Origin of the sequence: Stenotrophomonas rhizophila, assembly GCF_003751305.1 — a bacterium.
In the GTDB taxonomy this organism is placed as follows: Bacteria; Pseudomonadota; Gammaproteobacteria; order Xanthomonadales; family Xanthomonadaceae; genus Stenotrophomonas; species Stenotrophomonas rhizophila_B.
This window is the reverse complement of record NZ_RJKV01000001.1, coordinates 196268-216480: the sequence shown is the minus strand read 5'-3', so window position 1 is coordinate 216480 and position 20213 is coordinate 196268. Positions and strand designations below refer to the sequence as shown.

Annotated in this window: 13 protein-coding genes and 1 tRNA gene; 5 read left to right on the top strand and 9 right to left on the bottom strand. The window is 66.2% G+C overall.

Going from position 1 to position 20213, the window contains the following annotated elements; genetic code table 11:
* Nucleotides 1–28: 28 nt before the first annotated feature.
* The 5 genes from EDF74_RS00920 (at nucleotide 29) to EDF74_RS00900 (ending at nucleotide 11881) form a co-directional block, all read left to right on the top strand.
* Nucleotides 29–2884: a response regulator gene (locus EDF74_RS00920; RefSeq protein ID WP_123728442.1), complete on the top strand. Its 2856-nt coding sequence runs from the start codon at nucleotides 29–31 to the stop codon at nucleotides 2882–2884.
* A complete protein-coding gene (locus EDF74_RS00915; RefSeq protein ID WP_123728441.1) occupies nucleotides 2881–4119 on the top strand; it encodes an EAL domain-containing response regulator in 1239 nt (412 codons plus the stop codon). The genes EDF74_RS00920 and EDF74_RS00915 overlap by 4 nt, the downstream gene beginning before the upstream one ends.
* A gap of 133 nt (nucleotides 4120–4252) precedes the next feature.
* Nucleotides 4253–7465 carry a hybrid sensor histidine kinase/response regulator gene (locus EDF74_RS00910; protein WP_123728440.1) on the top strand — a complete coding sequence of 1071 codons (3213 nt, stop codon included), beginning with the start codon at nucleotides 4253–4255 and terminating at the stop codon, nucleotides 7463–7465.
* Between the two features lie 27 nt (nucleotides 7466–7492).
* A complete protein-coding gene (locus tag EDF74_RS00905; protein WP_123728439.1) occupies nucleotides 7493–8134 on the top strand; it encodes a response regulator transcription factor in 642 nt (213 codons plus the stop codon).
* Between the two features lie 405 nt (nucleotides 8135–8539).
* Nucleotides 8540–11881, top strand: coding sequence for an autotransporter outer membrane beta-barrel domain-containing protein (locus EDF74_RS00900; RefSeq protein ID WP_123728438.1), 3342 nt, complete (start codon nucleotides 8540–8542; stop codon nucleotides 11879–11881).
* A 113-nt stretch (nucleotides 11882–11994) separates the two neighbouring features.
* Here the strand turns inward: EDF74_RS00900 and EDF74_RS00895 are convergent, their stop codons facing one another.
* From EDF74_RS00895 to EDF74_RS00855, 9 genes are all read right to left on the bottom strand, one after another.
* Nucleotides 11995–12831: a hypothetical protein gene (locus tag EDF74_RS00895; RefSeq protein WP_148045893.1), complete on the bottom strand. Its 837-nt coding sequence runs from the start codon at nucleotides 12829–12831 to the stop codon at nucleotides 11995–11997.
* A gap of 351 nt (nucleotides 12832–13182) precedes the next feature.
* Nucleotides 13183–14274, bottom strand: coding sequence for a redox-regulated ATPase YchF (gene ychF, locus EDF74_RS00890; RefSeq protein WP_088434937.1), 1092 nt, complete (start codon nucleotides 14272–14274; stop codon nucleotides 13183–13185).
* Between the two features lie 121 nt (nucleotides 14275–14395).
* Complete coding sequence (gene pth / locus EDF74_RS00885; protein ID WP_121044551.1) at nucleotides 14396–14974, bottom strand: aminoacyl-tRNA hydrolase; 579 nt, start codon at nucleotides 14972–14974, stop codon at nucleotides 14396–14398.
* Between the two features lie 80 nt (nucleotides 14975–15054).
* A complete protein-coding gene (locus EDF74_RS00880) occupies nucleotides 15055–15669 on the bottom strand; it encodes a 50S ribosomal protein L25/general stress protein Ctc (protein ID WP_102789571.1) in 615 nt (204 codons plus the stop codon).
* A 111-nt stretch (nucleotides 15670–15780) separates the two neighbouring features.
* Nucleotides 15781–16740, bottom strand: coding sequence for a ribose-phosphate diphosphokinase (locus EDF74_RS00875; RefSeq protein ID WP_026070235.1), 960 nt, complete (start codon nucleotides 16738–16740; stop codon nucleotides 15781–15783).
* Between the two features lie 136 nt (nucleotides 16741–16876).
* Nucleotides 16877–16953, bottom strand: a tRNA-Gln gene (locus EDF74_RS00870).
* Nucleotides 16954–16962: 9 nt separating this feature from the next.
* Nucleotides 16963–17832 (bottom strand): 4-(cytidine 5'-diphospho)-2-C-methyl-D-erythritol kinase, encoded by an 870-nt coding sequence (ispE, locus tag EDF74_RS00865; RefSeq protein ID WP_123728436.1) that lies wholly within the window; start codon nucleotides 17830–17832, stop codon nucleotides 16963–16965.
* Nucleotides 17829–18488, bottom strand: coding sequence for a lipoprotein insertase outer membrane protein LolB (gene lolB / locus EDF74_RS00860; protein ID WP_123728435.1), 660 nt, complete (start codon nucleotides 18486–18488; stop codon nucleotides 17829–17831). Before lolB ends, ispE begins: the two co-directional genes overlap by 4 nt.
* Nucleotides 18485–20173 (bottom strand): tetratricopeptide repeat protein, encoded by a 1689-nt coding sequence (locus tag EDF74_RS00855; RefSeq protein ID WP_184997003.1) that lies wholly within the window; start codon nucleotides 20171–20173, stop codon nucleotides 18485–18487. Before EDF74_RS00855 ends, lolB begins: the two co-directional genes overlap by 4 nt.
* Between the last annotated feature and the right edge of the window lie 40 nt (nucleotides 20174–20213).

The window sequence follows — 20213 nt, the reverse complement described above, 5'->3', positions numbered from 1 at the left end:
GCCCGCCTTCGCTTCCTAGCATGCGCGCATGCACCGTCTTCTGCCCCGACGCTCCTCCCTTGACGCCCCGGTGGTGGCGGCCAACGTATTGCTGCGTTGGCTGTCGCTCTGCGTGCTGTTCTGCCTGATCGGCACTGCGGGGTTCTACCTGCTGGCGCAGCTGAGCGATGATGTCTCGGTGCATCGCCGCGACATGAATGCCGCCGCCTACCGCGCGCAGCTGTACTTCGATCATCGCGAGGCGCTGTTGAACTATCTGGTGGATTCGGTGGTGGAGTCCTCGCCGTCGATCCCAGCCTCCGCACTGCCCCGTCCCGCAAGCCGGGACGACAGCGAGGTCCAGCGCCTGCCGCTGGGAACGGGTCGTGATGGCCGCCAGCTCACTCTGCTGCTGTCCTCACGCGCCGAGCGGACGCTGGCCGAGTTCGGCGCACAGCTCATCCACGTCAGCGCCGATCCGGACGCGCCGCGTCAGTGGCTGCACGGCCGGCGGACCCCGGCAACGCCCCCGCCGGTCGAGCTGACGGCCTCCCTTCTACGCGCACATGCCCTCCGTGCGATGCCTGGCACAAGCGTGTACTGGCTGAGTTCCGACCGGCCAGGGGGCACGCTCTACCTGTTTCGGGCCGCCGACGAAGCACCCGATCCCACGAACTGGCTGGTGCTGGCGCTAGCGCCAGGCGCTGTGGCAAGCATGGTCAATGGACAAGGCATCGGGGATTTCCTCCTGCTCGACGGGCATAGCAAGCCAGTACTCTCCAGCCGAGCGGACACCGGTCCACCCGCGACCTGGCTGTACGGCCAGCGCGACGATGCGTTCGCCTTCGTCTGGGCGCGCGGGCTGCCGCAGGGACTGGCACTGATCAAGAGCATCGGCCAGGACGGCTGGCGGCTTGTCTACCACGTTCCCTCCACCCTGCTGCTGCGCGACATGGCCGGACACGCCGCAGTGTCGCTGCTGCTGTGCCTGGCCGCGGTCTGCGCGCTGCGGGTGCTCATCCGACGCATCGACCGCCAGCTGATCCAGCCGGCCCATCAGCAGCACCTGCAGCTGAGGGACAGCTTCGACTTCGGCAGCACCGTGATCGAAATGGCGCCGGTCGGCATGTGCGTGCTGCGCTGCCACGACGCCCAGGTGATGCTGGAGAACCAGTTGGCCCGCGACTGGCTCGGGAGCGATACCCGCACGGGCGATTGGACCGGCGCCTGGCGCAGCGCAAGCGGCCCTGTCCCCTGTCGTTCGCACCGGCGCGGAGTCGACTTCACGACCCGGGATGGACGGCAGCTGCAGGTACTGTCCGCGGCCACGCGGTACCACGGTGATGACGTACTGCTGTGCGTGTTCAACGACATCACGCGGCATCGCCAGATCCAGGCTGCACTGTCCGCCGCCAAGCAGGCCGCCGATGAAGCCAGCCAGGCCAAGAGCGCCTTCGTCGCCACCATGAGCCATGAGATCCGCACACCGCTGTACGGGGTCCTCGGCACGCTGGAACTGCTGGGCAACACGCCGTTGGATTCACGCCAGGCGCAGTACCTCAAGACCATCCAGCAGTCATCATCGGTACTGTTACAGCTGATCAGCGACATCCTGGATGTATCCAAGATCGAATCGGGCCAACTGACCCTGGCCACCGTGGCGTTCTCGCCACTGGAACTGGCCGAAACCACGCTGCGTGCCTATGCCGCCGCCGCGGCGCGCAAGCAGCTGCAGATCGTGGTCTGCACCGATCCGCGGCTGCCGGCGCAGGTGACCGGGGATGCCGACCGGATCCGCCAGGTACTGGGAAACCTGCTCAGCAATGCGATCAAGTTCACCGACAGCGGACGCATCGTATTGCGGGTCAGGCTGCTCGCCTGCGAAGGCGGCACCGCCACCGTGAGCTGGCAGGTCACCGACACCGGGATCGGTATCGCGGCCGCCGATCATCCCCGGCTGTTCGAGCCATTCCGCCAGGCAGGTGCCCAGGGTCGCAACGATGGCACCGGACTGGGGCTGTCGATCAGCGACCACCTGGTGCGCCTGATGAACGGTGAAATGCGCCTGGTGAGCGAGCCCGGACTGGGGAGCAGCTTCACCGTGATCCTGCCGCTGGGCGTACAGGAGGGCACCCCGATCAACGCCGCCGCCGTGGATGACGGCCCATCGCTGCTGCCGCACCCCCCGGTGTACGTGCGCTGCGCCATCACCGAGCTCACCGATAGCGCCTGTCAATGGCTGCAGCGCTGGGGCGCCACGGCACGACGCTACAGCGAGGACGCAACGGGTCCGATCGAACCGGGCGCGATCCTGCTTGACAGTGATCCGCGCGATGCCATTCCGGTCGAGTGGCCGGGCCCGCGCGTGGTCGCAACCGCCGACGGCGGCGACCCGGCCTGCGAGGATCCGATGCGCCCGGACCAGCTGACGGTCACCCTGCTCAGCATCCGTGCCATCGCCGATGCCGTGTACCGCCTGCAACAGGGAAACCAGGTGACGGTCGCCACGTCGACACCGATCGTGTCTGCCCCGCTCGGACTGAGGGTGCTGGTTGCCGAGGACAATCCGATCAACCGGCTGATCCTCAAGGAGCAGCTGGAGACGCTGGGCTGCCACGTGGCGACCGCCTCCGATGGTCATGAGGCACTGGCCTGCTGCCGCGCCCAGCCCTTCGATGTGGTGTTGACCGACATCAACATGCCCGGCCTCGGCGGCCACGCGTTGACACGGCACCTGCGCCAGCAGGGCTACGCGATGCCCGTGATCGGCGCAACCGCCAATGCCACCCCTGACGAGCGCGAACGGTGCCTGGCCGAGGGCATGGATGACTACCTGGTGAAGCCGATCGATATCGCCACCCTCCGCCGTGCGCTGGGCGGATTGACCGCAGGAGCCACGGCATGAGCCACCAACGTGTACTGATTCTCGAAGACCAGGCCTTCCAGCGCGGGTTCCTCGCCAACATGTTCAACGCCGCACCCGGCGTCACCGTGGATACCTCGGGCGATGCCGCCGACGCGGTAGAGATGTGCCACTGGCAGCGCTACGACCTGGTGGTGACGGACCTGATGATGCCGGGCGTGGATGGCATCCAGTTCATCCAGGCGCTGGCCGCACAGGAGCACAGGCCGATGCTGGCGCTGGTCAGCTCCGTGTCGCAGCGGATGATGGCCTCGGCGCGGCTGATGGCCGAGTCGCTGGGCATCACCGTGCTCGGTATCCTGCCCAAGCCGGTCTCGCCGGCCGACGTGCGTGAGCTGCTGGCACAGCTGGACGACGCCCGCAGTGGAGTAGGCCCCGCGCACGCGCCGGTCGAGGTACCGATCAACGCAACCCGCGAACGCCTGCGCCGGGCGATCGATGACGGGGAGATCACCGCGTGGTTCCAGCCGAAGAAGTCGCTGGATTCCGGCCTGGTGGTGGCCGCCGAGGCGCTGGTGCGCTGGCGCCATCCCGAACATGGCACGCTGCAGGCTGGCCGCTTCCTGCCTCTGATCGAGCAGCACGGGCTCGAATCGGCGGTGCTGCGCCATATCCTCAAGGCCAGCATCCAGGCCCAGGCACGCTGGCGCGAGCAGGGATTCCGCATCCCGGTATCGATCAACCTGCCGCCTCACCTTCTGGAGCGCGGCAACCTGCCGGACGAACTGCTGGATCTGACTCTGCAACAGGGCGGCACACCGGCCGACCTGTGTTTTGAGCTGATGGAGAGCAGTACCACGCACCATGTCAGCGACTACTACGCCGGCGCGTGCCGCCTGCGCATGAAGGGCTTCGGGCTGGCCCAGGATGATTTTGGCCAGGGCTTGAGCACGGTGCACAATCTGGTCAGCACCCCCTTCACCGAGGTCAAGATCGACGGTGCCCTGGTCCGTGGATGCGCGCGGGACCCCGCGTTGCACAGCGCGCTGGCGACGGTGATCGCGCTGGGCAGCAGATTGGGACTGAACATCGTCGCTGAAGGCGTGGAGACCGACGCCGAACTGGCTACGCTGCGCAAGCTGGGGTGCAACCAGGTCCAGGGCTTCCTGATTTCACGGGCGATCCCGGCCGAAACGTTCGGCGCGCTGCTGGACCAGGAAAAGGCGGCGCACCGGCATACTGAGCTGGGCCAGCCGGGTGCACTGGCACCGCGCTGAGGCGGTCTCCGCCCACATTCACCACGTCGTCAAACCCTGCTCCGCATGCTTGGCGCGCGGTGCATGATCGAACGGGCAAGACGGCAGTGCGCTGCGGCCGGCGCCCTGAGCCACCATCACAGAGGGGACTTCCATGCCCGAGGCTGCACCCATCCGCCGACTCGCCCGCCGCTCGCTGCGCGTGCATGCGCTGCTGATCGGCGTCATCGTTCTGGCCACGGTGCAGGCAGGGCTGGTGCTGTCGACCACGCTGCAGCTGTTGAACGAGGAACAGGGCAAGGTGGACTTCCACTTCCGCCGGCTGAGTGGTGCGCTGCAGGAACAGGAACGCTTCATGCGGCGATGGCGTGCCCACGACCATGAGCGTGCGCCGGCACCGGGCGGGCCACCGGGCACGGTGCGCAGCGAGCCGCTGTCCCGTGTGCCCCAGTCAGATAGCGCGACGCTCGCGTTCATCCCCTTCTCGGTCCTGCACGACGACACGCCGCCGCCGACGTCCGCCGCGTCACTCGGTGTGCGGTTCTCCGGCTTCTATGGTGCGTTCTGGGCGGAATCGCTTTATCCCTCACCGCGCTGCCTGCTGGTCAGTGGCGAGGGAACCGCCGGGCTGCTGGTGCCCTTGACGGTCGATGACATCGATCCGGTGCGCCCCTCGTCGGCATCGTCGCAGGCGCTTCTGCACTACATCCACGCGGTAGCGGCCAGTGTGTCCTTGCAACGTGGTGATGTGCGCTGGTTCCAGCGCGACCCGGGCGACGGCAACAATCGCCTCCTATCGATCGCGCAGGCGCCGCAGGACATCAGCGCATGGGGCGATGTGGACGCGGCGGCGATGCCAGCGATCGCATGCCTTCTGGACCTTTCCCGCCTCGATGCGCACCGCCAGATTCTCGGCGAGGCGATCTACGATGAGCTGTCCATCATCGACCCGAACGGCCGACCCGTGCACGGCCCTGCCGTGAACGGCGATGGCCGCGGCGCGGAGCGCAGCTTCACGCCAACGGGCGTGGTCTACCGCATGCGAACCAGTGACGGCTGGCAGGCGGTCTATCAGGTGCGGTGGGCGCGCCTGCTGAGCCATCCGCGCGGCCCCCTGATCGGCAGTGTGGTCGCCGCGCTGTTGCTGGCCCTCGGTGGCGTGCTGGTGCTGCGCAGCTATCGGCGATCGGTACTGGTACCCCTTCGCGAGAACCATGAACGTCTGTTGGAAAGCGAAGCGTTCAGCCGCACCGTGCTGGACGCCGCACCGATCGGCTTGTGCCTGCTGCGCCGTCGCGACGGACAGATGATTCTCGAAAACGCGCTGGTACGCAGCTGGCTGGGGGAAGACCAGGATGCACCCGGCTGGCATGGGGTGTGGCGCGCCGACGCACTGGCCGATGTGGATGCGCAGCGGCCGGCCGCGCAACCGTACACCACGCCCGACGGACGCCACCTGTTGATCACCGCCACGGCCGCTCGCTACCGGGGCGAGCCGGTGATGCTGTGCCTGTTCATCGATCTCACCGCTCAGCATGAGGCCGAACAGGTCCTGCAGCAGGCCCGGGTGGCGGCCGACCAGGCCAATCGTGCCAAAAGCCTGTTCCTGGCCACCATGAGCCATGAGATACGCACGCCGCTGTACGGGGTACTGGGAACGCTGGAACTGCTCGGTCTGACGCCACTGGACAGCCGCCAGCAGGAATACGTGGGGACCATCCAGCGATCGTCATCGACCCTGATGCAGTTGATCAGCGACATCCTGGATGTCTCCAAGGCAGAGGCCGGCCAGCTGGTGCTGGAGCCGGTGGCGTTCTGCCCTGCCGGTCTGACCGAGGACGTCGTGCGCTCCTATGCGGGATCGGCCACGCGCAAGCGGCTGCAACTGTATGCCTGCATCGACAGCAATGTCGCCGCGCTGGTCATCGGCGATGCCGCGCGGATCCGGCAGGTGCTCAACAACCTGATCAGCAACGCGATCAAGTTCACCGATGTGGGTCGCATCGTGGTGCGTCTGCGCGGACTCAGCGAGCCGGGCGAGCTGCCGCAGCTGGGATGGCAGGTGGCCGATACGGGGATCGGCATCCAGCAGGAACACCAGCTCCGCCTCTTTGAACCGTTCTACCAGGCCAACCCGGCCACCGATGCGATGCGGGGAACCGGCTTGGGACTGGCGATCAGCGCCCATCTGCTGGAGCTGATGGACAGCGAACTGCGGGTGGTCAGCGACAGCGGGCTGGGCAGCAGCTTCAGCTTCGACCTTGCGCTGGCAGAGAGCCCCGAGCTGCCGGAGATCCGCCCCACGTTTGCGCAGCATCCTGCGGTTTACGTGCGCTCCTCAGTGCGCGAACTGGCCGAGAACCTGTGTGAGCGCCTGCGCCAGCGTGGCGCTGCGGCGCAGGTCTATCACCGCGAATCGGCACAGAATTTCAACCCGGAGACCGCCATGCTCGACGCTGTTCTGGACGAGCCCGTTCCGGACTGGTCCGGACCGCACGTCGTGGCCAGGACAGATGGCGGCGACCACCCCGAGCTGATCGACGGACGATGGGATGTGGCGTTGCACAACCTGGATGCGATCGTGGATGCGCTGCTGATGGCTGGCGGTGATGACGCACCGCTTCGCGTACCGGCGCCCGCACCGCAGTTCCGCCGTCTGGGACTGCACGTGCTGGTCGCCGAGGACAATCCCATCAACCAGATGATCCTGCGCGAGCAGCTGGAACAGCTCGGCTGCCACGCCGTGGTCGCAAGCGATGGCGACGAAGCCTTGGGTTACTGGACGCAGCGCCGGTTCGACGCCGTGCTGACCGATGTGAACATGCCGCATATCGACGGGTACGCCCTCACCCGCCAGCTGCGTGCCAAGGGCGTGCGTGTCCCGATCATCGGTGCGACCGCCAACGCGGCGCCCGAAGAGCGTGAGCGCTGCCGCAGCGCAGGCATGGACAGCTGCCTGGTGAAGCCGATTTCGCTCCAGGCGCTGTATCGCCAATTGAGCGGCGTGGTTGAGCGGGAGCCCCCGACCACGGCCGATGCTTCACCAGGTCACGATATGCCGGGCGATACCATCCTCGTCCCCGACCATCTGCGTGCACTCTTTCTGACCACCATGCGCAGCGACCTGCGTGCGCTGTCCCACGCGATACAGGCTCGTGACGCCGTCGCGGCGGGACAGATGCTGCATCGCATCCGGGGCGCATTGGTGATGGTGTCGGCACAGCCGTTGGTCGACGCTGCCGAGGCGATCGAAGATAGACTCGCCGCAGGTGCCGCGGTGGACGCGTGCGGTGCGTTCCTGGCGCGCCTGGAACACGCATTGGTGCGACTGGAAGGCTCGCCGCCGGGAACCCTGGATGTCCCTTGATTGCTACTACCGGTGCCGAGAACACGCATGCAGACCAAGATCGTCATTGCCGATGACCACCCGATCGTTCTGGCGGGTATCCGCGATGTGATCGAACGGGACCCGCGCCTGCAGGTGGTGGGTCAAGCGCAGAACCCCACCGCGCTGGTCGAGCTGATGCAGACGCTCGGTCCGGACATCGTGATTTCCGATTACAACATGCCAGGCGATGACACGCTGGGCGATGGCATCAAGTTGATCTCGTATCTCGACCGCAACTTTCCAGACACGCGCATCCTGATCCTGACCATGGTCTCCAATCCGTCGATCATCGCCGAGATGTACCGGGCCGGCGCGAGTGGCGTGGTGCGTAAAAGCGGCGATCTGAAGGAACTCAACGTCGCCCTCGCCTCATTGCTGGCGCAGCGCATCTACCGCTCGCCGGACCTGCCTCGCGAGGACGCTCTGCCCGCGACAGGCGATGCATCGTCCGCGTCATTGCTGTCACCGCGCGAGTTCGAAGTCATCCGGTTGTTTGCCAACGGCCAGAGTGTGGGCGACATCGCAAAGCGCCTGAATCGCAGCAGCAAAACCGTCAGCACCCAGAAGGTCAGCGCGATGCGCAAGCTGGGCGCCAAGACCGACCAGGAGCTGATCACCTTCTGCCTGGCCTCTGACCTGTTCAACTGAGCCGCGAAGGCCGGTGACGGCCGGGTGCACCGCCCGCGCGGACATGCGGCAGCTGACTGGCCGCCCAATCCCAGCGCCTGCCTGAAGCAGTTTAAGGATCGCCTGATGTCAGCAGCGGCACCCACTGCCTAGCCTGTGCATACCGGTGGCGCAACGGTCGTGCCTGATCACGGCAGTGCCCTGCGCCTTCGCCGGTACGGCTTCAAGGACGCCCCTGAGACACGCGGTTGCGTGTCGTGGCGATGGCATCGCCATCTTGCCCTCCTCCCCCGCGCCTTGTCGCCATGCAGCGTTGCCGGCCATCTCCGGTGATGCCCCGACGGTGATCGCCAACGTGGCGATCGTCATGGCCTGCAGACGCACCGGGTGCACGCCGGGCGGCTGCCTTGCAACGAGATAGGCAGGATGAACAGAATCTACCGATTGGTACGGGATCCCGTGAGTGGACGCTGCGTGGTTGCGTCCGAATTTGCCCAGCGGCGCGGCACGCACTCAGGCGTGACCGCCACCCGTGGCGGTGGCCTGCCGACACGGCTGGCGCTGTGCGTCGCGCTGCTGGCGGCGCTGCCCGCCGCTGCGGTGGAGTACACCACCCCGATCACGGTCAATGCCGGCGACGCGTTCGATCTGGCCCGTGGTGACAGCGTAGTCCACGCCGGCAGCAGCTATGCCGTCACGGTGCAGGGCCAGGATGCCGCGCTGACCAGTACCGACCTGGACCTGCGCGTGACCGCCAATGGCAGCGGCATCGGCGCCATGTCCGGCGGCAGTGCAGTGATCAACGGCGGGCACCTGCAGTTGGGCGATGGCAGCGCCAGCGTTGGCTATGCGCTCAACGCCAGCGGTGCCGGCAGCGTCATCCGCGCCGACAACCTGGTCATCGATGCCTACCGCAACGGCTCGGGCTACGGCACGGTCAACGCCACCGGCGGCGGCAAAGTCTGGCTGACCGGCGGCCACGTGAGCAGTGCTGGCCATGCGCTTTACGCCACCGGGAGTGGCAGTGAACTGCATGTTGTCGGCACGGGTATCGACAGCGGCGCCAACAGTGCCGTGCAGGCGGCATCCGGCGCGCTGTTGTCGATGGAATCACTGCAGCTGACCTTTGCGCCAGGCAACAACGGCTTCAGCGGGCGCCTCTCCTCCAGTGATACTGGCAGCGTGCTGTCGCTGACCGATGTCGATGTCACCAACGGCTACTTCGATATCAGCAGCGGCGGCCTGCTGCGCATGAGCGGGGGCAGCGCCACCACAACGGGTGGCAGTATCCGTCTACTGGGCAACAAGACCAATCGGCTGTACGCAACAGCCGAAGTGACCGGGGGCCGTTTCGAGACGACCGGTGGCTACGGCGTCAACATCAACGACTGGGGCCGGCTGACCGCCAACGGGGCGCATTTCACTGTGCGTGACGGGCAATCCGGACTGTGGTTGTCCAGCTCGGCGTCGCTGGCAGATCTGACCGATACCGTGATCAGCACGTACGGCACCAATGGCTATGGCCATGGCATCGATGTCTGGGGCGGCACTGCAACGATCAACGGCGGCAGCATCGACACCCATGGCGACGGTGTGTACGGACTCCGCGCATCGGGCAGCAACCCACCAACGCCTTACTCGCGTATCCGCGCCAATGGACTGGATATCACCACCTACGGCAATGGCGGTGGCGGTGTGTTCCTGGGCGGCAGTACCGCAGACGTTCAACTGGACGGCGGCCACATCAACGTGCTGGGCGATGCGTCGTTCGGCATCGTGCAGATGAATACTGCGGTACTCACCGCAGACAACGTCGCGGTCCATGCGCAGGGAGCCGGTTCCGGTGTCTACCGCTCCTACATCACGGTGTTCGGTCCGTACTGGAACCGGCTGGCATTCAACAACAGCCAGCTGCAGACTGAGGACGGACCGGCGTTGTGGCTGCAGGGCAGCAATCAGGATCTGACCCTCACCAATACGGATGTGATCGCGCGCCAGGCCGGTGCGGTGGAAGGCGGCCGCCTGCTGCGTGTCAGCGACACCGTGTTCACCGATGGCAGCTCGGTGGCGACCTCCGACATCGTGTTCACCGCTGACAACAGCCGCCTGACCGGCGATGTGGTCGTGGACAGCGCCACCGCCAACGTACGGATGGCCCTGGGCAACGGCAGCGTGCTGACCGGCGCACTGCGCAGCGACAGCGGCTTCCACGTGGCCTCGCTGTCACTGGATGACAGCAGCCGCTGGAACCTGCGTGGCGACTCCACCGTGGCCACGCTGCAGCATGCCGGTACCATCGCGTTCGTCGCGCCCACGCAGGACGACTTCAAGACGCTGACCATCACTGGCGACTACCTCGGCAACGGCGGCACCTGGGTGATGAACCGCCAGCTTGGCGATGACAACTCCCGTGGCGATGCGCTGGTGATCCAAGGCAACAGCAGCGGCACCGCCAACGTGAGGGTCGACAACGCAGGCGGTGCAGGTGCACTGACCAGCGAAGGCATCCGCCTGATCAGCGTGGCCGGCCAGTCGGAGGCGCAGTTCACCCTGCAGGGCCGCGCGGTTGCCGGTGCGTACGACTACTTCCTGTACAAGGGTGGCGTGGCCGATCCGGATGACGGCAATTGGTACCTGCGCTCGGTGTATGTGCCGCCGGTTGATCCGGTCGATCCGGTTGATCCGGTTGATCCGGTCGATCCGGTTGATCCGGTCGATCCGGTCGACCCGGCGAATCCCCCGGCACCAGTGGATCCCGTGGATCCCGTGGATCCAGCACGCCCTGATCCGGTTGACCCGGGGACACCACCTGCACTGAAGGTGGAACGTCCGGAGCCCGCCGTCTATCTCGCCAACCAATCCACCGCGCTGCGCATGTTCCAGCACAGTCTGCATGATCGTGCGGGCGATCCCATGCGCGTCCCATCCGACGACTCCCCGGGCGCGCTCGCCTGGGCAAACGTGCGCAGCAGCACCATGGATCGCCACGCTGCGGGGGAGCAGGTGCGCGTGGACAGCCGCGTGGACAGCGTGATGATGGGCGTTGGACATGCTCTTGCCGAAACCGCGGGTGGCCAGCTGCAGGTTGGGTTGATGGGTGGACATGGCCGCGCCACCAATGACGCCACCTCGCGGGTGACCGGCTACACCGCGCGCGGCGTAGTGTCCGGTACCAGCCTGGGCCTCTACGGCACTTGGCTGCAGGAGGCCGGCATGCTTCCCGGTGCGTATGTGGACAGCTGGTTGCAGTACGCCCGTTTCCGCAACCGCGTGCAGGGCCAGGGCCTGGCCGAGCAACGGTACCGCTCACGCAGCTGGAGTGGCTCTGTGGAAGGCGGCTATACCCTGCCATTGCACAGCAATGGGCAGCGGGGTGTATATCTGGAACCGCAGCTGCAGGTGATCCACAACCACTACAACGCCGATGAGGTCGTCGAGACCAATGGCACGGTCGTGGAAAGCCGCCGCGTGGGTGGCACCAGCACCCGGCTCGGCGCGCGCCTGTATACCCGCGCGCTGACCCGGAAGCAGGGTCAAGTACATCCCTTCGTCGCGGTGAACTGGTGGTCGGGCGGCAATGCGTCGGCGATCGCGGTGGACGGCGAAGCGATCCGTCGTGATCTGCCTGACGACCTGTACGAGGCCAAGGCCGGCGTGCAGGTCAACCTGTCCGGGGGCTGGCGTGGTTGGGGCCAGATCAGCCACCAGACCGGCAGCCAGGGCTATCGCGATACCAGCGCACAGCTGGGTGTTTCCCTGAACTGGTAACGGCTTGCCCGCTTCCGGTCATGTGACCGGAAGCGGGCAAGCGCACCGTTTGGGGGCCGCTGGGGAGTTCTGTCCCGGCGATGCGGCCCGGCCGCGCCTCCAGGCGCAGGACGCTACGCGACAACCGGCGTGGCGGGCGATGGAAGCAGCAGTCGGTTCGTCAGCCAATAGGCGGTCACCACACCGGCCAGCGTCAACACGCAGGCCGCGGTGATCGGCAGCGTCCCATTCGCGCTCAGTGTCCAGTACAGCACCTGCAAGGCGCTGTGCGTCCGCTCATCCGCGGAATAAGGATCCGGACTGAGCAGCAGGACGATGATCTCCAGCCCCAGCACCCAGGTGCTGTAAAGCAACGGCACAGCCGCGGTGGCCAGCCCCAGCCGGATGCACCAGGCAAGCAGGCGCGTGCGCGCCGGAACAGCCGGGATGGCAGGCGGCAGCGGGCGACTGTTGTAGCGCAGACACGCGGCCTTGGCGACACTGGCCAACCACCACGACGCGCCGGCCAGCAGAAGCGCGATCGCGGTGATCACCTGGGTGCCGGAGGTCAATCGCGCATGGAGAAAACGCAACGTGGCGTCGGCCATGGGTCGCTGATCGATCAGGATGGCTATGTAGGCGTATCTGTGCGCATCCGGCTGCACGGCGAAGGCGAGCAGCACCGCCAGCACCGCGATGGCGCTGCAGATCAGGACGGCGGTAACCAGCAGGAACTGGGAGAGCACGCTGCGTACAGATTCGCGTGGTAGATCGGTCATGGGGCGGCATCCGTGTCGGGGCCACAGTATCGGTTGTGCGCAGCGGGTGTGGAAGGCGACGTGGAGGAATGAACCACCCCCTTTTTCCACACGCCATGTGGAACGACACATGCAAATCATGTGGATAAGCGGCGGCGAGCCGTTTGCCAGAAGGCTTTGCGGTGCACGGTGAATTTTTATCCAGATACCCATCGCGGTTTTCCACACACACCGTGGAAAGCGATGGGGGTTTGCTGTGGACAACCCTGTGTGAGCGATGCACTGCAAGGGTCTTCAGTGGTGGTCAGAAATTGTCCACATCGCTTGCAGGCGGGTCAGATGGGTTGCCGGCCAGCGGCCGGCACTACCGCGCGCCGGTTTTCCACACGGTGCGTGGAGAGGCGTGGGGGTTTGTTGTGGACAAGTGAGGCGGAGGCATACCAGGCAAGCATTTCGATGGTTGGTCATTTTTTATCCAGCCTGTTCATGGCATGGAATGCGCTCCCCACAAACGCAAACGCCCCGCTCAGGGCGGGGCGTTGCGGACCTCAACGTGCGAGGAACTCAGACGTTGAAGCGGAAGTGCAGGATGTCGCCTTCCTGCACGCGGTATTCCTTGCCTTCAAGACGCAGACGACCCGCTTCCTTGGCACCGGCCTCGCCCTTGTACTTGATGAAGTCGTCATACGCGATGGTTTCAGCGCGGATGAAGCCCTTCTCGAAATCGGTATGGATCACGGCGGCGGCCTGCGGGGCGGTGGCGCCCTTGCGCACGGTCCATGCGCGGACTTCCTTCACGCCCGCGGTGAAGTAGGTCTGCAGGCCCAGCAGCTGGTACGCGGCGTAGATCACGCGGTTCAAGCCCGGCTCGGACAGGCCCAGGTCGGCCAGGAAGGTATCGCGGTCTTCGTCGTCGAGCTGGGACAGCTCTTCTTCGATCGCAGCCGAGACCGGCACCACCTGCGCGCCCTCTTCGGCGGCACGGGCGCGCACGGCGTCCAGATGCGGATTGTTCTCGAAGCCGTCTTCCAGCACGTTGGCGATGTACATCACCGGCTTGAGGGTCAGCAGGAACAGGTCACGGACCAGCGCCTTCTCTTCCTCGTCCAGGCCGGCGGTACGACCCGCCTTGCCGTCGGCCAGCGCGGCCTGCAGCTTGGCCAGCACCGGCTTGCGGGCCGCCGCTTCCTTGTCGCCACCCTTGGCAGCGCGCTCGGCGCGGTTCAGCGCCTTCTCGACGCTGTCCAGATCGGCCAGGGCCAGTTCGGTATCGATGGTGTCGATATCCGAGAGCGGGTCCACCTTGTTGTTGACGTGGATGACGTCGGCATTCTCGAAGCAGCGCACCACGTGGGTGATCGCATCCACTTCGCGGATGTGGGCCAGGAACTTGTTGCCCAGGCCTTCACCACTGGCCGCGCCGGCGACGAGGCCGGCGATGTCCACGAACTCGACCGCGGTCGGGATGACCTTCTGCGGGTTGATGATGGCAGCCAGCTCGTTCAGGCGCGGATCCGGCACCGGCACGATGCCGACGTTCGGTTCAATCGTGCAGAACGGGAAGTTGGCCGCCGCGATGCCCGCCTTGGTCAGCGCATTGAACAGGGTCGATTTGCCGACGTTGGGCAGACCGACGATGCCGCATTTGATACCCATCTTTGACAACCTCTGGGGTGAAAGTGATTGGGGAAGCAGCGACGTTCGGCGCTGCTTTTCCAATCATTTTCCGTACCGACCGACGGTCGCTACCTCCCGGTAACGTCAGTCACCGGTCACGTTACTTCGGGGTGTGCAGCCGCTTCATCGCTTCGCTGAAATCGCCTTTCACTGCCAGCGGCAGGACGTCGATCGCATCGTTGACGGCATGACCGATCAGCACATCATCGTCTTTGCTGGCACGCCCGAGCACCCACGGGACCACGCGGTCCTTGTGGCCGGGATGGCCGATGCCGATGCGCAGGCGGTGGAATCTGCCGTGGCCGAGCAGACGGATGGTGTCGCGCAGGCCGTTCTGGCCGCCGTGGCCACCGTCGAACTTGAGCCGTGCCACGCCGGGCGGCAGGTCCAGCTCGTCGTGCGCCAGCAGCGTTTCTTCCGGTTCGATCTTCCAGAAGCGCTGCGCCGCGGTGACCGATTTGCCACTGAGGTTCATGAAGGTGGCGGGCTTGAGCAGCCATACCGGCTGGCCGGCGATATCGACCTTGGCGGTCTCGCCGAACAACTTGCTGTCCACGCTCCAGCGCGCGCCGGCCTGTTCGACCAGGGCGTCAATGAAACGAAACCCGGCATTGTGCCGGGTCTGGGCGTGCTCGGGTCCGGGGTTGCCCAGACCAACGATCAATCGCAATCCTGTCATTACTCTTCTTCGTCGGTACCCGCTCTGTGCCGGTACATACAGAAACGGCGCCTGCCACGAAGGACAGGCGCCGCAATCACTTACTCTGCAGCCGGCGCTTCGTCGGCAGCTTCTTCCTTGCCGAGCTTGGCGGTGACGATCGCGTCGTCATGGTCCTTGCCCTGGGCCAGCGCCGGGATCTCGACGCCCTTCGGCAGCTTGATGTCCGACAGGTAGATCACGTCACCAGCCTTCAGGTCGGCCAGGTCGACGTCGATCGATTCCGGCAGGTCCTTCGGCAGGCAGGTGATGCTCACTTCCTTCAGTTCGTGGGTGACCACGACGTCGGCAGCCTTGCCAGCCGGCGAGGTGTCTTCGTTGATGAAGTGCAGCGGGACGTTGGCGGTCAGCGCTTCGTTCTCGTTCACGCGCAGGAAATCCAGATGCAGGATCAGCTGCTTGAACGGGTGGCGCTGCATGTCACGCAGCAGCACCTTGGTGACCTTGCCATCCAGGTTCAGGTCCAGGATGGACGAGTAGAACCACTCGTTCTGCTGGGCCAGCCAGATTTCGTTGTGGTTGAGCTGGATGACGCTCGGCTCGACGTCGCCGCCGTAGATGATCGCCGGGATCTGGCCAGCGCCACGCAGGCGGCGGCTCGCACCCTTGCCTTGCAGTTCGCGCTGGACGACCTTGATTTCATGATTCTTGGCCATGCTGATTTACTACCTTCGTTGTTTGCCGCGCCATGATGGCGAGGCGATGAGGGGAGATCCGCGACCAGATCTCCCCGGGAAACCACCCACCGTTGCCGGTGGGCGGAAAAATCAATCCACGTACAGCGAGCTGACCGACTCACCGAAGGCGATGCGGCGCATCGTCTCGGCCAGCATTTCCGCCACGCTGAGCTGGCGGATCTTGCTGCACACCCGCGCCTCTTCACGCAGCGGGATGGTGTCGGTCACCACCAGCTCATCGAGCTGGGAGTTGTTGATGTTGTCCACCGCCGGGCCCGAGAGCACGGCGTGGGTGCAGTACGCGGCGACCTTGAGGGCGCCACGCGCCTTCAGGGCTGCAGCGGCCGCACACAGGGTGCCGGCGGTATCGACGATGTCATCGACCATCACGCAGGTCTTGCCTTCGACGTCACCGATGATGTTCATCACGGTGGAGACGTTGGCGCGCGGGCGGCGCTTGTCGATGATCGCCAGATCGGCATCGTCCAGGCGCTTGGCGACGGCGCGCGCGCGCACCACACCACCCACGTCCGGGGACACCACGATCAGGTTTTCCGTGCCGTAGGCGCGCCAGATATCGGCGAGCAGCAGCGGCGAGGCGTATACGTTGTCCACCGGCATGTCGAAGAAACCCTGGATCTGATCGGCATGCAGATCCACCGTCAGTACCCGGTCAGCCCCGACAGCGCTGAACATCTTTGCGGCCACCTTGGCAGTGATCGGCACGCGCGAGGAGCGCATGCGGCGATCCTGGCGCGAATAGCCGAAATACGGCACCACGGCGGTGACACTGTTGACCGAAGCGCGCTTGAGCGCATCGATCAGGACCAGCAGTTCCATCAGGTTCTCTGCGCTGGGCGCACAGGTCGGCTGGATCACGAACACGTCCTGCTTACGGACGTTTTCCTCGATCTCGACCTGCACTTCACCATCGGAGAAGCGCGACACCAATGCCTTGCCAGGCCGCACCCCCAGTTCCTTGCAGATGCTCTGCGCAAGGCGCTTGTTGGCGTTGCCGGAAAATACCAGCAGGTTGGGGTGTTCTTGCATCATGACGGTCTCGGGCGGGAGCGATTGGCGGAGAACTGGGCCGCCGGCACCCGGAGGTGTCTGCGGTGACAACACCGCGGCGTATGCACCGCGCCCGCGCAGACATGCGCATGGAGTCGCGGCAGATATCCGCTAGTGGCAGGGGCGGGAGGATTCGAACCTCCGAATGCCAGGATCAAAACCTGGTGCCTTGGGCCTCTTGGCGACGCCCCTGCATCAAAATCAGTAACGCTCGAGTACATCAAGCAGTGGCGAGCGCTCCACGCCCGCAGCCACCCATGCCCGCAGTTCCTTCGGCAATTGCGCCAGGCCCTGCTCTGCAGCAGCGCGCGTAGCGAACTCGACGAAACAACCGCTTCCCGACCCGGTGAGTCGTGCCCGGCCGATACTGCTCAACGCTGCGAGCGCTGCCTCTACGGCAGGTTCGCGGCGGCGCAGGACCGGCTCGAACGCATTCCCGAGCAAAGACCCGGAAGCGAAGTCCGCTATTTTCGCCACTGGGGCATCCCGCGTCAAATCCGGTGATGCGAAAAGTGCGGGAGTCGGCACGTGAACGCCGGGATGAACCAGCACAAACCAGGCCGGCGGCAGTGCGATCGGGGTCAGCAGTTCGCCCACGCCCTCGGCCCAGGCGTTGTGCCCGCGCACGAAGACCGGCACATCCGCGCCCAGCTGCAGACCCAGCGCGGCCAGCGCGTCGACCTCCAGACCGGCGCCCCACAGGCGGTTCAGTGCGACCAGGACGGTGGCGGCATCGGAGGACCCGCCGCCGAAACCGCCGCCCGCCGGAACGCGCTTTTCGACGCCGATATCGGCACCTTGGGCGATGTTCGCTGCAGCCTTCAACAGGTGCGCGGCGCGGATCGCCAGATCATCGGCCTCGGCGACGCCGGCCACGGAGTCGCCCTCACGGCGGATCCGGCCGTCGTCGCGGACACGCAGATGGATCCGATCCCCCCAATCGAGCAGCCGGAACACCGTCTGCAGCTGGTGATAACCGTCCGGGCGCCGCCCGGTGATGTGGAGGAACAGATTCAGCTTGGCCGGGGCCGGCCAGGTCGACCCGCCGTCGACTGCATCCAGCCTGCTCATGGCGTGGCCAGTACCCAGCTGTCGACCACCAGGCGCACCTTCGCGTCGCCTTTGACCGCTTCAATCCGGCGCGGCAGCACCGGGCGACCGGCCTCGGCCGGGTACCAATCCAGGTACTGGATCTCCCAGCCCAGCTGCTGCACGCGACGCGGGCGGCCTTCGCCGTCGCGCTCGACCAACCCGGCCGGGGCAGCATCGGCGACCAGACCGCGCACCCAATCCGGCAGCTGGTTGACGGGGATGTCCCAGCCGGTGGCCTCCAGCAGGACCTGCTGGGCATCCTCGCCTTCGCGCGTGCCGCCTTCCAGACCTTCCAGACGGCCGCCCTCGTGATGGCTGTCGCCGGTCAGCTTCCAGCTTTGCCGGGTGACCGGCGCGCTGAGCTCGACCACATAGCCGGCCGCCTGCTGCTGCCAGTCGATGCGGCCGCTGCCGCCATTGCGGCCCTTGCTGATCGCCACCCGGCCCTGGAACGACCAGACCGGCTGCGCACGCACGGCCGCGATGCGCTCGGCCTCGGCCTGTTGCGCAGCGGCCGATACCGCGGTGACAACGGTCGGGGCGGACGGCGCCTTGCGCTCATCCAGCGACACGCAGGCGGAGAGCGACAACGCCAGGGCCGCGGCAAACGCGGCCTTCAGGGACAGCAGATTCATACGCCGTATTTCTCGATCACGCGCTGCAGGGCGCGGTTGTCCGGGTCCAGCTTGCGGGCCTCTTCAAAGAAGTGCCGCGCCTCGTCCTTCTTGTTCAACACCCACAGCACCTCGCCCACATGCGCGGCGATCTCCGCATCCTTGGCCAGGGTCCAGGCGCGGCGCAGCTGCACCAGCGCTTCTTCGTTGCGGCCCAGGCGATACAGCACCCAGCCATAACTGTCGACGATGGCGGCGTTGTCCGGCTCGGCCACGCGCGCGCGGTCGATCAGTTCCAAGGCTTCCTGATAACGCTGCGTGCGATCGGCCAAGGTATAGCCGAGCGCGTTGAGCGCGGCGATGTTCTCCGGATCGGTGACCAGCACCTTGCGCAGGTCGGCCTCGGCGCGCGGGATGTCATCGCGACGCTCCCAGGCCAGCGCGCGGGCATACAGCAGCGCGTTTTCGTCCGGATACGCGGCCAGGCCACGGGCCAGCGCGTCCAGCTCACCGGCATCGTCATTGCCGCGCTGGCGCAGCTCGGCCTCGAGCAGATAGGCATCGCGGCGGGCATCGTCATCGACGGTGGCATCGGACTGGATGGCGTGCACTTCGGCCAGTGCCTTGTCGGTGCGGCCCAGTTCGTTCTGCGCATTGGCTGCGCGCAGGCGCGACTCATCGCGCTCCGGGCCACCGGGCACGCTGTGATACCAGTTGACCGCCTCCTCGTAGCGCTTGAGGTACTCGGCGATCTTGCCCAGCAGCAGGCGTTGGGCTGGATCCGGCTTGGTGGCCTGCCGGGAGAGCTCGGTATACAGGGCCAACAGGCCGGGGTCGTCCTTCTGCTTGGCCAGCAGCGAGGCACGCATGCCGTAGGTCTGCACATCCTGCGGGCCGACCGCCAGCACGCGCTCGGCCGCGGCGGGCTGGCCCATCAGATCGTAGGAGATCGCCACCGCATTGCGCAGCTCGGGGTCCTGCGTGGTCTTGGGCTCCACGCCCTTCAACAGGGCCAGCGCCTCATCGGCCTTGCCGGCCTGGGTGAGCTGACTGGCATGCAGCAGGGCCACACGCGGCTCGTCCGGGAAGCGCTTGACCACCTCATCGACCATGCGCCGGGCCAGCTCGGGCTCCTCCATGCGCATGGCCAGACGGCCGAACTCCTGCCAGACCTCCAGGCGGTCGGGGATGGCATTGGCATCCACCAGCTCGCCCAGCACCTGGGCCGGGACCTTGGGATCGCTGCCGCCACTGATCAGGGCGCCGATCGCGAACTTCCAGGCGGTGGGGTCCGGGTCCTTGAGCAGCGCCTGCAGTTCGGTGCGGGCGGCCTTCACCTTGTTCTGGCGCATGTCCAGCGCGGCGGTGCTGCTGCGCATGGCCAGTGAGCGCGGCGCACGCTGCTCCCACAGGGCCAGCGCGCGGGCGGCGCGCTTGTCATCGTTGGCCAGCATGGCGATCCGGGAGGCGCGCTCAGCCAGGCCTGCATCGCCTTCACTGGCCTCGGCCGCCTCCAGGTACCAGCGCGCGGCGTCGCCCAGTTTGCCTGCCTGCAGGGCGAATTCGCCCGCCATGACCGGGGCCAGGGGGACCGCCTCGGCCGTGCTGTCCTTGGCCTTCGCCGGGGCTGCCGGGGGGGCGGCCAGGGCGTTGGCGGTGAACAACGACAGCAGCAGAACGCTGGAGATGCGAATCAATGCGGGCATCGGGGGCATCTGAGCCTTAAAATGACGACTTGAATGGCCA